Below are 13,357 nucleotides of genomic sequence, written 5' to 3' on the forward strand. Positions count from 1 at the left end.
GGCCTATTCGGCAGCTTTCGCCAGCGGCGCCCCGCCCGCACGCAACATGGTCAGCAACTCTTCGCGGCGCTTGGCGGCCTTTGCCTCGTTCGCCGCCTTTACCGGGCCAAACCCACGGATCTGAAGCGGCAATTCGGCAAGGGCGACGGCAATGTCCAGCGTGTCGGGGGACAGGTGTTTTTCAATCTCGGCCATGTCCGACTGATATTGCTTGATCAGCGCACGCTCCATCCGGCGTTCTGCCGTGTAGCCGAAAGGATCGAACGGGGTGCCGCGCAATCCCTTGAGCCGCGCCAGAACCCGCAGGGGCCGTTCCAGCCAGGGGCCGAATTCGCGTTTCTGCGGCCGCCCGTCCGCGCCCTTGCGCGCCAGCATCGGCGGCGCGAGGTGAAAGCTCATCTTGAAATCGCCGTCAAACTCCTGCCGCGCCTTGTCACGACTGGACAAGAGCAAGCGGGCAACCTCGTATTCGTCCTTATAGGCCAAGAGCTTGTGATAGCCCTTCGCCACAGCCTCCTTCAGCGCGGGGTCGTCAAACCGCTCGACCATGCGGCGGTAGCGCTTTGCCAGCCGTTTGCCCTGATAGGCGATCAACTGTTCCGCCCGATAGGCAATCTTGTCATCCAGCGTTTTGGGCAAGTGAACGACAGTCGGCTCTGCCAACCGTGCCGCATCTTCCGGATGCAGCACCGCCCACCGACCGATCTGGAAGGCGCGTTTGTTGCGGTCAATTGCCGTACCGTTAAGCTCGATCGCTGCGTCAATGGCCTGCATGCTCAGCGGAACAAGCCCGCGCTGCCAGGCGGCGCCAAGCATCATCATGTTCGAATAGATCGAGTCGCCCATCGTCGCGCGGGCAATCTCTGTGGCGTCGAAAAGGTCCAGACGCTCCTGAAGTCTTGCCTCAAGAGCAAGTCGCAACCTATCGGAAGGTAAAGAGAATTCAGTATCTCGGGTAAAATCTCCGGTGACGATCTCGTGGCTGTTGACCACCGCGCCGCTGCGGCCCGTCCGGGTCAGGCCAAGCGTCTTGGCGCCCGCGCTGACCACCAGATCGCCGCCGATCAGCGCGTCCGCCTCGCCAGTGGCCACGCGGATCGCGCTGATATCTTCGGGCCGCTCGGCGATCCGGCAATGGATGTGGACCGCGCCACCCTTCTGGGCGAGGCCCGCCATTTCCATCATGCCCGCACCCTTGCCATCGATCTGCGCGGCCTGCGCCAATACGGCGCCGATGGTCACCACACCCGTGCCGCCCACGCCCGTGATGACCACGTTATAGGTGCCGTTGATCGCGGGGATCTCCGGCTCGGGCAGATGCGGCAGGTCGAGCTGGGCGGTCGCGCCCTTCTTCACCTGCGCGCCCTCCAGCGTCACGAAAGACGGGCAAAACCCTTTGAGACAAGAGAAATCCTTGTTGCAGGCGGATTGGTCAATCGCCCGCTTGCGGCCCAACTCGGTCTCTTCCGGCACGATGGCCACGCAGTTCGATTGCACACCGCAATCGCCGCAGCCTTCGCAGACATCGGTATTGATAAAGACCCGCTTGTCCGGATCGGGGAACTTGCCGCGTTTGCGACGCCTGCGTTTCTCTGCCGCGCAGGTCTGCACATAGATGATGGCCGAAACACCTTCGTGTTTCGTGAACGCCTCCTGAACTGCGGGCATGTCCGCGCGTTCATGCATTTCAATGCCTTGCGGGAAGGTCTTGAAGTCGACCTCTTCCTTCTCGTCATAGACAACGGCGATGTTGCGGACCCCCATCGCCTTGATTTCCGCGGCAATCCGCTGTGGCGACAGACCGCCCTCGTTGGGCTGGCCACCGGTCATGGCAACCGCGTCGTTATAAAGGATCTTGTACGTAATGTTCGTCCCGGCCGCCAAAGCCGCGCGAATGGCCTGCACACCCGAATGGTTGTAGGTCCCGTCGCCGAGATTCTGGAAAACATGGCCGCGCTTGGAAAACGGCGCCTCGCCGATCCAGTTCGCACCTTCGCCGCCCATATGGGTGAACCCGGTGGTTTCACGGTCCATCCACTGCACCATGTAGTGACAGCCGATCCCCGCATAGGCGCGGCTGCCGTCGGGCACCTTGGTAGAGCTGTTATGCGGGCAACCGGCGCAGAAATACGGCAGGCGCGCGGCGATATCCTCGGCATTGTCGGCGCGGCGCGCCTCGTCCAGCGCCTGCATCCCGGCCTTGACGCCATCGGTGCCGCGCCCTTCCTCGATCAGGATGCCACCGATCTTTTCGGCGATCAGGATCGGGTCCAGGGCGGCGCGCGTCGGGAAAAGCTCGTCATCATGCATGCCCCCCGCACCGCTCTTGTACCAGCCATAGACGCGGCGGCCCTTGCGGTCGTCAAAAATCGCCTCCTTGATCTGCACCTCGATCAGCTTGCGCTTTTCCTCGACCACGACAATCAGATCCAGATCGTCCGCCCAGTCGTGAAATCCCTTCATATCCAAAGGCCAGGTCTGCCCGACCTTATAGGTGGTCAGGCCCAGCCGCAGCGCCTCTTGCTCGTCGATATTCAGCAAGCTGAACGCGTGCACCAGATCGAGCCAGTTCTTGCCGGCCGCAACAAATCCGATCTTGGCGCCGGGCTTGCCCCAGACGCGCTTGTCCATCTTGTTGGCGTGGCTGAATTCTTCGGCGGCGAAGCGTTTGAAATCAATCATGCGCGCCTCTTGCGCGTGCGGCGTGTCACCCAGACGGATGTTCAACCCGTCCTTGGGCATGGCAAATTCCGGTACGATCAGATGCATCCGGTCCGGGCGGCCATCAACAACCGCCGTCGCCTCGATCGTGTCCTTCATCGTCTTCAGACCCACCCAAAGGCCAGAGAAGCGCGACAGGGCATAGCCGTAGATGCCGTAATCCAGCACTTCCTGAACGCCCGCCGGGCTGACCACCGGCATATAGGCATCCACCATCGCCCATTCGGACTGATGCAGCACGGTCGAGCTTTCGCCGGTATGATCGTCCCCCATCGCCATCAGCACGCCGCCGTTTTTCGACGAGCCCGCCATGTTGGCATGGCGCATCACGTCGCCGGACCGGTCCACCCCCGGCCCCTTGCCGTACCAAAGCCCGAAGACGCCGTCATACTTGCCCTCGCCGCGCAATTCGGCCTGCTGACTGCCCCAAAGCGCGGTCGCCGCAAGATCCTCGTTTAGGCCCGGCTGGAAGGTGATGTCATTGCTGGCAAGCAGCTTTCCCGCGCGGGTCATTTGCAGATCAACCGCGCCCAGAGGAGAGCCGCGATACCCTGTCACATAACCCGCCGTGTTCAGCCCCGCCTGTCGGTCGCGCGCCTTTTGCATCAGCATCAGCCGCACCAGCGCCTGCGTCCCGTTCAGCAGAACCGGTGACTTTTCCAGATCGAATCGGTCATTCAGGGTAATATCTGTCTTGCTCATCTCGCGTCTCCCGTCGCCAGTGATGCATCATATAGCGCCACATTAGGTCACAGTTGCTGACCTGTATAGGGAAAATTTTTTCGTTTTCCCGTGAACTTTGATCCAAACATGCTTATGAGACTGTATTTCAACAAACGACCTCGAACAGGGTGAAAGTTACCGACATGGATTGGGACAAGCTCAGAATATTTCACGCGGTGGCGGATGCGGGCAGCCTGACCCATGCAGGGGACGTGCTGCACCTTTCGCAATCAGCTGTCAGCCGTCAGGTGCGGGCACTGGAGGAGTCGCTCAACACGACGCTGTTCCACCGCCATGCGCGCGGACTGATTCTCACCGAGCAGGGCGAATTGCTGTTCGACGCCACGAACGCGATGGTCAAACGGCTGGATGCCGCCTCTGCCCGGATTCGCGACAGCGAAGAGGAAGTGTTCGGCGACTTAAAAGTGACCACCACCACCGGCTTCGGCTCGCTGTGGCTGGCCCCGCGCCTGACCAAGCTTTACGAGAAATACCCGGATCTCAAGATTGACCTTATGCTTGAGGAACGTGTGCTCGACCTGCCGATGCGCGAGGCCGATGTCGCCATCCGCATGAAAGAGCCCAGCCAGGCTGATCTGATCCGCAAGAAACTGATGAGCGTGCGGATGCGGCTTTATGCGTCCCCGGAATATCTGGCACAGAACGGCACCCCCACCCGGATGGAGGACATGTCAGAGCACCGTCTGATCTGTCAGAACACGACATCTGCGCAGGTGGGCGCCGGTCTTAACCTGGTGCAGGAGCTTCTGACGCATGACATCAAGTCCATGCTGACGATCAACAATTATTTCGGCGTTCTTCAGGGTGTGATCAACCATCTGGGTATCGGCGTCCTGCCCGATTACATCATCGAGGATTTCCCCTGGGCCGTGCGCGTCCTGCCAGAGGTGGAATCAATCGAGGTGCCTGTCTTCCTCGCCTATCCCGAAGAAATGAGGCAATCCAAGCGCATAGCCGCGTTCCGCGACTTCGTGGAAGAAGAGATTTTTGCCCATCGCAAGCAGTTGAAGGTTCTGGCGAGCGCCTGAGCTATGCAATGCACGCATAGCGGGATTGCCTGTGTTGTGCCTTTGTAGGACTTGCCCGACTCAACTTCGATCACTAATTGAGCTTTTGACGATGAAGCGCCGCTTGGTGCATCATTATCAACCTCCCTGTTGGACTTCGGCCGAGCTTTGTGCTCGGCCTTTTTTTTGCGCCGGGACTGTTGCGCGATTGACGCTTGACACAATTGCGCATCGCGTTCTCGCCAAGGCGCCTACCCGCTTCGCCCCGCGTGTCACGATAGTCCGGATGCAACCGGGAGCAGGCACGTCGATTTTGTCGGCCAATTCGCTAAAATCCGCCTCCCCCTTCCCCCCATGCGTTGCTTGCCCTAAAGAGACGCCAACCCGCAGACCTGGATGTATGACCTATGCAAGATCCCGCGATCACCCCCGACCTGATCGAGGCCCATGGCCTGAAAGAAAACGAATATGCCGAGATCCTGCGGCTTCTGAACAGGGAGCCGACATTTACCGAACTCGGTATCTTTTCGGCGATGTGGAACGAACATTGTTCCTACAAGTCTTCCAAGAAGTGGCTGCGCACCCTGCCCACGACAGGCCCGCAGGTCATCTGCGGCCCCGGTGAGAATGCAGGCGTTGTCGATATCGGCGACGGTCAGGCCGTGGTTTTCAAGATGGAAAGCCACAATCACCCCTCTTATATCGAGCCCTATCAGGGGGCGGCGACCGGCGTGGGGGGCATCCTGCGCGACGTCTTTACCATGGGTGCGCGTCCCATCGCGGCGATGAACTCGCTCAGCTTTGGCGAGCCGGCCCACCACAAGACGCGCCAGCTTGTGCATGGCGTTGTTGAAGGTGTCGGTGGATACGGCAACTGTTTCGGTGTTCCGACCGTCGGCGGCGAGGTCCGTTTCCACGCAGCCTATAATGGCAACTGTCTGGTCAACGCCTTTGCGGCCGGCCTTGCCGATGCGGATAAGATTTTCTACTCGGCCGCCTCGGGCGTCGGTATGCCCGTCGTCTATCTTGGTGCGAAAACCGGCCGTGACGGCGTTGGCGGGGCCACGATGGCCAGCGCCGAATTTGACGAGACCATCGAAGAAAAGCGCCCCACCGTTCAGGTCGGCGACCCGTTCACCGAAAAGCGCCTGATGGAGGCCACGCTGGAGCTGATGCAGACCGGCGCGGTGATCTCCATTCAGGACATGGGCGCCGCTGGCCTGACATGTTCGGCAGTGGAAATGGGCGACAAGGGCGGGCTGGGCGTCCGGCTGGATCTGGAAAAGGTCCCCTGCCGCGAAGAGAACATGACCGCCTACGAGATGATGCTGTCGGAATCGCAGGAACGCATGTTGATGGTTCTGCGCCCCGAGAAAGAGGCAGAGGCCAAGGCCGTTTTCGACAAATGGGATCTCGACTTTGCCATTGTCGGCGAGACCCTGCCCGAGGATCGCTTCCTCATCCAGTTGAACGGTGAGACCAAGGCCGATCTGCCGCTGAAGGCCCTCTCTGGCACCGCCCCCGAATATGACCGCCCGTGGGAGCCGACACCAGAGGCCGAACCGCTGGCCGATGTGCCGGAAATCGACCCGATTGACGGGTTGAAGGCGCTGCTTGCCAGCCCCAACTACAGCTCCAAGCAATGGGTGTATGAGCAATATGACAGTCAGGTCATGGCCGACACCAATCGCGGGCCGGGTCTGGGTTCTGGCATTATCCGCGTGCATGGCACCGACAAGGCGCTGGCCTTCACCTCTGACGTGACGCCGCGCTACGTGCGCGCGAACCCTGTCGAAGGCGGCAAGCAGGCGGTGGCAGAGGCCTATCGCAACCTGACCGCCGTGGGCGCACGGCCGCTGGCAACGACGGATAACCTCAATTTCGGCAACCCAGAAAAGCCAGAGATCATGGGGCAGTTCGTTGGCGCCATCCAAGGCATCGGCGAGGCCTGTTCGGCGCTCGATATGCCGATCGTGTCCGGCAACGTCTCGCTTTACAACGAAACCGATGGCCAGGGCATCCTGCCCACCCCGACCATCGGCGCCGTCGGGCTTATCGACCATATTGACAATATCATCGGTAAGGATGTTCGGGAGGGTCATGTCGCGCTGCTGCTGGGCGAGACGACTGGCCATTTGGGTCAGTCCGCCCTGCTGGCGGAGGTGTTCAACCGCGAAGACGGCGACGCCCCGCATGTCGATCTGGAAGCCGAGAAACGCCACGGCGATTTCATTCGCGAGAACCGCGAATACATCATCGCCTGCACCGATCTGTCCGATGGTGGGCTCGCTTTGGCGGCGTTTGAACTTGCCGAGGCGGCAGGCGTCGGGCTTGTCCTTGATGCAGGCGACATGGGCACCCTGTTTGGCGAAGATCAGGGCCGCTATCTGATCGCCTGCAACTTTGACCAGGCCGAGGCGCTGATCGTTGCGGCCGGCCATGCGGGTGTGCCGCTTGACAGCGTTGGCCGCTTTGTGGGCGATACGGTGCGACTGGGCGGCTCCTCTGCCCCGCTGGAAGAGCTGTCAGCGGTCTATCGCGGCAGCTTTGCAGACCTTTTCGCCTGATACGCGGATGCGCCGCCGGATCACCTTTCTGATCGGGGCTCACAAGACCGCGACGACGCATCTGCAACGCAGCCTGCAAGGCTGCGCTGATAGGCTGCTTGCGCATGGTGTGGCGGCGGTCGGGCCCATGCCCCTTGGCGCTGACCTGATTCCCTTTGCAGAGCTCGCGGGCAAGCGGACGGACCCGGCCCTTTTGCAGATGGTGGCCGAGGCCTTCCTGTCAAACTATTGCGGCGACGCCCCCCATGCCGTTCTGATGAATGAAAACATCATGGGGCAACTCCGCCCCAAGCCGCTTTTTCGCGGCAACCTGCTTTATGCACCCGCGCCGGACCGGCTGGAGCGGCTGTGTTCGCTCTTTCCGGATCACGACATTGATATCGGGCTGGCAATCCGGTCGCAGGCCGATTTCCTCGTCTCTGCCTGGGCAGAGGATATGAAGGGCGGCGATTTCTATCCCTTCAGACAGTATATTCGCGGCGTTGACCTGTCACAGCTTAGCTGGGCGAAGCTTGTGACCGATTTGCAGCGTGCCTCTGGTGGGCGGCGCCTGACGGTGTGGCGCTACGAGGACTACACGGAGATCGCGCCGACATTGCTGACACATCTGCTGGGCGAGCCTGCCGCGCGCGACGTAACGCTGCGCGACGGATATGTGAACAGCGGGCTTTCCGCCGAAGCGGTCGCGCATCTCAGACGCGGCGGAGATGCCCGGCAGGACGCGTTCAAGGCGGCTCAGAGGCTTTATCCCAAATCCTCAGACAGCCCCGCTTTTGATCCATGGGACGATGCAACCCGCGCCCGGTTGGCCGAAAACTACGCCCGCGACGTCGAAGCGATACGTGGCCTTTCCACCGTCACATTTCTGGGCTAGGCCCCACTTGTCAACCGCGCCCGCGCTGCTTAGCTTTCGAGTTCAGAGAAGGAATACCCATGCCAATGCAAGCCCAGGAAATCGAGGATCTGATCCGCGCGGAATTTCCGCAGGCCAAGATCACAATTACCGATCTCGCCGGCGATGGAAATCACTACGCCGCCGAGGTGATTGACGAAAGCTTTCGCGGCAAGAACAGGGTGCAACAACAACGCGCAGTATATGCCGCCCTGAAAGGCCGCATGGATGGTAATCACGGCGAATTGCACGCGCTGGCGCTGACGACCAAAGTTCCGGAGTGATATGATGGAGTCGCTGGGGGCGGTGTTCTTCCAGTTGCTCCTGACATTTCTGAACCTTGGCCACGCCATCGCAACGCTGATCTGTGATCTGCCAAGACTGATCAAATATGGCCCAAGATACTGGCGCACAACCCGGCAAATGGACCGGCGCGCCACGAAACGGAGACTATGATGACCGACGCAAAGACCCAAATCGCCGAGACCGTCAAATCGAACGATGTCGTTCTTTACATGAAGGGCACGAAATCCATGCCGCAATGCGGGTTTTCCAGCCGCGTGGCCGGGGTGCTGAACTACATGGGTGTGGATTTCACGGATGTGAACGTTCTTGCCGATGACGAAATCCGTCAAGGCATCAAGGACTATTCCGAGTGGCCCACAATCCCGCAGCTTTACGTGAAGGGCGAATTCGTCGGCGGTTGCGACATCATTACAGAGATGACCCTTTCAGGCGAACTGGATCAGCTTTTCGAAAGCAACGGCGTGAATTATGACAAGGACGCTGCCGACAAGATCCGCGAAGCCAACGGCTGATCGCTCTGGCCCGTCCGGACGTCGGCCGGGCCAAGGCATTCGGGCAGTTTAGATTGGTCGGGTCTGACCGGGGTCTTCGATCCGAAAATCCTGCATTTCACACGAAAAGACGCGGCACTGGTGGCCGCGTCTGCGTATGAAGGGGCAATGGACAAGGGCGACCGTCCCGATCCCAGCAAGAGCTGGCCCGTTCTATACGGACAGCTTGGAGTCCACTTCGTCCGCAAGAGCTTCGGCTCGTGCGGCAATCTCCGCCAACTGGTCCGTAACCGCGGTTGGCACCACTGGCACCTCCACGCGCTCGGGCCTTGGTGCCGGTCTTTGCTGCAAATCCCGCAGTTCGGCCTGAACGGCCGCGAACCGGTCTTCTGCGTCGCGAAGCTTGTCTTCCAGCCCCGCGGTCTTGTCCGCAAGCATCAGCCCCGCCATCAACAACATGCGCGCTTCGGGCAAACGCCCGATCTGATTGGACAGAACGGAAGCCTCGGTATCCAGCATCTTGGCTGCGGAATGCAGGTAATGCTCCTCGCCCTCCTGGCAGGCGACTTCGAAATTCCGGCCCCCGATGGTGATTGTGACTTCAGGCATCAGGCGCCTCCTTCTTTGTCTTCTGCCGCGCGCAGCTCTGGCCCGGCACCTGCGGCATTCACAAGCAAAGGCTCCAGCGCGGCCAGAACAGCGCGGTTTTCGGCCACGTCCGCCGCGCGGGTCGCGCGCAGCCCCTCAAGCTCTGCCAACATGGAGGTGTTGATCAGGTTCGGCTCGTCGATGCCCTCTTCCAGCGCGTTGCGCAAAGCGTCGTTGCTGTCGCGAAGAAGGTCATTGGCCTTGCGAAGCCGTTGCAGCTGCTGGTCGAGCTTTTCCATCGCGGCGCGCTTGCTTTCAAGCTCTGCCCGCAGCGAATGCACCTCGCCCTGCTGCTTGTCGCGGATGGCGCGTACACGCTCTTCGAGCTGCGCGTTTGTCATCCGCTCGTTTTCCAGCGCCGCCCGAAGCTGTGCGACCTCTTCCGGGTCAACCGCGGGAACCGGCTCTGGCACCGCGGCGCGGGCAGCGTCCAGCGTTTCCACCCCCTGCCCGATCCTGTCAAGCGCGGCGACGATGCGGCGCTCCAACTCTTGAATCTGCGTCATAGGCCTCGAACCTCCGTCTGCCCCAGGGCTTGCTCGACTGTTCGTAGGCGAATCAGCCGTACCCGATTGTTGCGTAACTTTAGCAACCATAAAGGGGAATTGCGCCCCCTTATGTGTCAAGCCCTTACAGGCTGCGCTTGAACTTCAATCCCGGCCTGATATGAGCAAGGCGACATTTTCTCAAGCAAGGGACAGACCCACGTGGATATCCAGGCTCTCCGCTCTGCCAACCCCGATCACTGGATGCGCGCCGCCGCCATCCGCGCCCTGACGCTGGACGCCGTCGCCGCCGCAAATTCCGGACACTCCGGAATGCCGATGGGCATGGCCGATGTGGCGACCGTGCTTTACGAAAAGCACCTGAAGTTCGACGCGGCGGATCCGACATGGCCGGATCGCGACCGGTTCATCCTGTCGGCGGGCCACGGTTCGATGCTGCTCTACTCGCTGCTCTATCTTACCGGCGATGCCGAGATCACGCTGGACCAGATCAAGAACTTCCGCCAGCTGGGCGCTAAGACTGCGGGCCACCCCGAGAACTTCCTGGCACATGGCGTGGAAACGACGACCGGCCCGCTGGGTCAGGGCATCGCCAATTCCGTCGGTTTCGCCATCGCCGAAGAAGCCCTGCGGGCGCGGTTCGGCAAGAAGGTCGTGGATCACCACACCTATGTGATCGCCGGGGACGGCTGCCTGATGGAAGGCGTCAGCCACGAGGCCATCGGGCTTGCCGGACGCCAGCAACTGTCGCGGCTGATTGTTTTCTGGGACAACAACAACATCACCATCGACGGCAAGGTGGAACTGTCCGACCGCACCGATCAGGTGAAGCGCTTCAAGGCTGCGGGCTGGCACGTTCAGGAAATCGACGGCCACGACCCCGAAGCCATTGACGCCGCGATCACTGCCGCAAAGAAGGCCGGCTCTCCCTCCATGATCGCCTGCAAAACCCATATCGCATTGGGTCATGCCGCGCAGGACACGTCCAAGGGGCATGGTGCGCTTACCGATGCCGACCAGCTTGCCGCTGCAAAGCAGGCCTACGGCTGGACGACCGGCCCGTTCGAAGTTCCCGATGATGTGAAATCGCAATGGGAAGAGATTGGCCGCCGTGGTGCGGCAGAGCGCGCGGAATGGCAAAGCCGGATCGACGGCCTTTCGGAGTCGCGCCAGAAAGAGATCCAGCGCACCTTCGCCGGTGAGGCGCCCAAGCGCCTGTCTGCCACGATCAAGGCGCTGAAGAAGCAGAACTCTGAAGCCGCACCCAAAGTGGCCACGCGGAAATCTTCCGAAATGGTGCTGGAAGTGGTCAACCCGATCATGCCCGAAACCATTGGCGGATCTGCGGACCTGACCGGGTCCAACAACACCAATGCCGGTGATCTGGGCGTTTTCGATGTCGACAGCCGCAAGGGCCGCTACATCTATTACGGCATTCGCGAACATGGCATGGCCTCGGCGATGAACGGGATGGCGCTGCATGGCGGTATCCGCCCCTATGGCGGCACGTTCATGTGCTTCACCGATTATGCCCGCCCCGCGATGCGCCTGGCAGCCCTGATGAAGGTGCCCAGCGTTTTCGTGATGACCCATGACAGCATCGGTCTGGGCGAGGACGGTCCGACCCACCAGCCGGTCGAGCATCTGGCGATCAGCCGCTCCACCCCCAACACGTGGGTCTTCCGCCCCGCCGACACGATCGAGACGGCAGAGGCGTGGGAACTGGCGCTGACCTCGACCTCCACCCCGTCGGTACTGGCGCTGTCGCGTCAGGGCCTGCCCACGGTGCGGACCGAGCACAAGAATGCCAACCTGACCGCCAAGGGCGGCTATGTGCTGGCCGATGCGGAAGGCAAACGTCAGGTCATTCTGATTGCCACCGGGTCCGAGGTTTCCATTGCACTCGCCGCGCGCGAAGCGCTTCAGGCCGAGGGGATCGGTGTGCGTGTCGTCTCCATGCCCTGCATGGAGCTGTTCGCGGCGCAGGACGAAGCCTATCGCAAGCGCGTCCTTCCGGGCGGCCCTGTCCGCATCGCGATCGAGGCGGGCGTGCGTCAGGGCTGGGATCGCTGGCTGCTGGGCGAGCGCGGCCGCGAGGCGAAGGCAGGCTTCATCGGCATGTCCAGCTTCGGCGCCTCCGCCCCAGCCGGCGAGCTGTTCGAGCATTTTGGCATCACGCCAGAGGCGACGGTTGAACTGGCCAAATCGCTTCTTTGAAGGCTTGTCAAAGACCAGATTACCGAAGGGGCCCGCGTGGCCCCTTTCTCTTTTGTACAACGGGTATCGGGCAGGCCGGGTGCTTGGGGCCCACACTCGCGGAAGGATCAGACATCAAATTGCACAGACGCCAAAGCCAGGGCTGTGAAACCGGCCATTTGCCGGTCTTTGCTTGCAGCGCGTATGTGCGAAAACCGGGCTCTCCCGCTCAGGCTTTGCGTCGGATAACCTTGTTGCTGTAGACTAAGGCGTTATTCTGGCGCTTGCAAAGTGACATCAGCAGCCCTTCGATGAACGGGTGTCCCGGCGCGGCCATCCAGGACCCATCATAGCGGATCGATGCGGAAAGCACGCTGCTCTTACCTGCAACATTGCCTTCGACGATATGGCTGCCCGAATGCGCTTTGGGTTGAAGCATTTCGGGCAGGAAAGCCACGCCCAGCCAGTCACAGATCCTTCGCAGCGTGTCTTCGGGCCGCAGGGCAAGCTCCTCGTATCCGACGCGGAACACATCCAGCCCTTTCTCATTCAGCACCCGGGTGATCTCTTTGTTGCGCGACATCCATCTACGATAGCTGCGGATGGTCCCCGCCTTGCGACGTTTGCGGTAAGAGGCGGACCAGCTGCGCACGTCGCGGGTGAGACGGATGACACGCAGGTCAAATTCATCCAGCTGATCCAGATAGCGCCACGAACTTGGAGAGCTGTCGAGGACGAAGCGGGTTTCGGGAAACCGCGCCATCGCGATGTCATGCAGCGCCGGGAAGGTCTTTCCTATACTGTAGTCCCTGAACAGCGCAGAGCCTTGTGACCAGAAGGCGCAGTTGGCCGCACTTTGTCTGCATGTGCATTCAACGCTGGCCAGATCTCCGCCAGAAAATGCCCGGGTTGCCGTGACCTTCTCGCCCGCCCCCAGCATGTAAAGCGCCTCTCCAAGGCCGGTGATCTGAGGAGAAACCCCAAGGGCCATGTCCAGGATCGTCGTTCCACTGTGGTCCAATCCGGTCACGAGGATCAGAAGTCGTTTCATACGGGCGCTCTTGAATTACAACACCTGCACGCGAACGTCGCGACAGTGGCAGGATAGTTACCGAACACGGGAGATATTCACAACGCGCGATTTATGGCAGCCGGTTGGCGAAGCCTCGCACATGCCAATTGTCAAAGCCCGGAACACTCTCGCGGCCTTACCGCCGCGGCATCGAAACAGCGATTCAAATTGCTGACAAAAAGGCGCCCGCCGCGTAATCCGTCGGGC

At 61.0% G+C, this 13,357-nt stretch carries 10 protein-coding genes; 6 read left to right on the plus strand and 4 right to left on the minus strand.

The window, feature by feature from the left end; all coding sequences use genetic code 11:
- Positions 1-3: 3 nt before the first annotated feature.
- Positions 4-3,423 (minus strand): indolepyruvate ferredoxin oxidoreductase family protein, encoded by a 3,420-nt coding sequence (locus EDD52_RS11620; RefSeq protein ID WP_132245103.1) that lies wholly within the window; start codon positions 3,421-3,423, stop codon positions 4-6.
- Positions 3,424-3,587: 164 nt separating this feature from the next.
- On the opposite strand from EDD52_RS11620, the gene EDD52_RS11625 reads away from it, so the two are divergent.
- From EDD52_RS11625 to grxD, 5 genes are all read left to right on the plus strand, one after another.
- A complete protein-coding gene (locus EDD52_RS11625; RefSeq protein ID WP_132245105.1) occupies positions 3,588-4,493 on the plus strand; it encodes a LysR family transcriptional regulator in 906 nt (301 codons plus the stop codon).
- A gap of 386 nt (positions 4,494-4,879) precedes the next feature.
- The gene (gene purL / locus EDD52_RS11630) at positions 4,880-7,039 is read left to right on the plus strand and encodes a phosphoribosylformylglycinamidine synthase subunit PurL (protein ID WP_132245107.1); all 2,160 of its coding nucleotides are present in this window, start codon (positions 4,880-4,882) and stop codon (positions 7,037-7,039) included.
- 7 nt (positions 7,040-7,046) lie between these two features.
- Entirely contained in the window at positions 7,047-7,913 is an 867-nt protein-coding gene (locus EDD52_RS11635; protein WP_132245109.1) for a hypothetical protein, read from the plus strand.
- Positions 7,914-7,972: 59 nt separating this feature from the next.
- Complete coding sequence (locus EDD52_RS11640) at positions 7,973-8,215, plus strand: BolA/IbaG family iron-sulfur metabolism protein (protein WP_132245111.1); 243 nt, start codon at positions 7,973-7,975, stop codon at positions 8,213-8,215.
- Positions 8,216-8,386: 171 nt separating this feature from the next.
- Entirely contained in the window at positions 8,387-8,749 is a 363-nt protein-coding gene (grxD, locus tag EDD52_RS11645; protein ID WP_132245113.1) for a Grx4 family monothiol glutaredoxin, read from the plus strand.
- A gap of 192 nt (positions 8,750-8,941) precedes the next feature.
- Here grxD and EDD52_RS11650 read toward each other — a convergent pair whose 3' ends face one another.
- Positions 8,942-9,337, minus strand: coding sequence for a cell division protein ZapA (locus EDD52_RS11650; protein WP_132245115.1), 396 nt, complete (start codon positions 9,335-9,337; stop codon positions 8,942-8,944).
- A complete protein-coding gene (locus EDD52_RS11655; RefSeq protein ID WP_132245117.1) occupies positions 9,337-9,882 on the minus strand; it encodes a hypothetical protein in 546 nt (181 codons plus the stop codon). Before EDD52_RS11655 ends, EDD52_RS11650 begins: the two co-directional genes overlap by 1 nt.
- A gap of 201 nt (positions 9,883-10,083) precedes the next feature.
- Here EDD52_RS11655 and tkt point away from each other — a divergent pair, with 201 nt between their 5' ends.
- The gene (tkt, locus tag EDD52_RS11660) at positions 10,084-12,099 is read left to right on the plus strand and encodes a transketolase (protein ID WP_132245119.1); all 2,016 of its coding nucleotides are present in this window, start codon (positions 10,084-10,086) and stop codon (positions 12,097-12,099) included.
- Positions 12,100-12,307: 208 nt separating this feature from the next.
- Here tkt and EDD52_RS11665 read toward each other — a convergent pair whose 3' ends face one another.
- Positions 12,308-13,129, minus strand: coding sequence for a sulfotransferase family protein (locus EDD52_RS11665; protein WP_132245121.1), 822 nt, complete (start codon positions 13,127-13,129; stop codon positions 12,308-12,310).
- Positions 13,130-13,357: the final 228 nt, after the last annotated feature.

It is taken from the genome of Primorskyibacter sedentarius (genome assembly GCF_004342065.1).
In the GTDB taxonomy this organism is placed as follows: Bacteria; Pseudomonadota; Alphaproteobacteria; order Rhodobacterales; family Rhodobacteraceae; genus Primorskyibacter; species Primorskyibacter sedentarius.

Bases quoted from the DNA above. Each gene is read 5' to 3' on its own strand.
- EDD52_RS11620 (WP_132245103.1), bottom strand. From the start codon at position 3,423: ATGAGCAAGACAGATATTACCCTGAATGACCGATTCGATCTGGAAAAG.
- EDD52_RS11625 (WP_132245105.1), top strand. From the start codon at position 3,588: ATGGATTGGGACAAGCTCAGAATATTTCACGCGGTGGCGGATGCGGGC.
- purL (WP_132245107.1), top strand. From the start codon at position 4,880: ATGCAAGATCCCGCGATCACCCCCGACCTGATCGAGGCCCATGGCCTG.
- EDD52_RS11635 (WP_132245109.1), top strand. From the start codon at position 7,047: ATGCGCCGCCGGATCACCTTTCTGATCGGGGCTCACAAGACCGCGACG.
- EDD52_RS11640 (WP_132245111.1), top strand. From the start codon at position 7,973: ATGCCAATGCAAGCCCAGGAAATCGAGGATCTGATCCGCGCGGAATTT.
- grxD (WP_132245113.1), top strand. From the start codon at position 8,387: ATGACCGACGCAAAGACCCAAATCGCCGAGACCGTCAAATCGAACGAT.
- EDD52_RS11650 (WP_132245115.1), bottom strand. From the start codon at position 9,337: ATGCCTGAAGTCACAATCACCATCGGGGGCCGGAATTTCGAAGTCGCC.
- EDD52_RS11655 (WP_132245117.1), bottom strand. From the start codon at position 9,882: ATGACGCAGATTCAAGAGTTGGAGCGCCGCATCGTCGCCGCGCTTGAC.
- EDD52_RS11665 (WP_132245121.1), bottom strand. From the start codon at position 13,129: ATGAAACGACTTCTGATCCTCGTGACCGGATTGGACCACAGTGGAACG.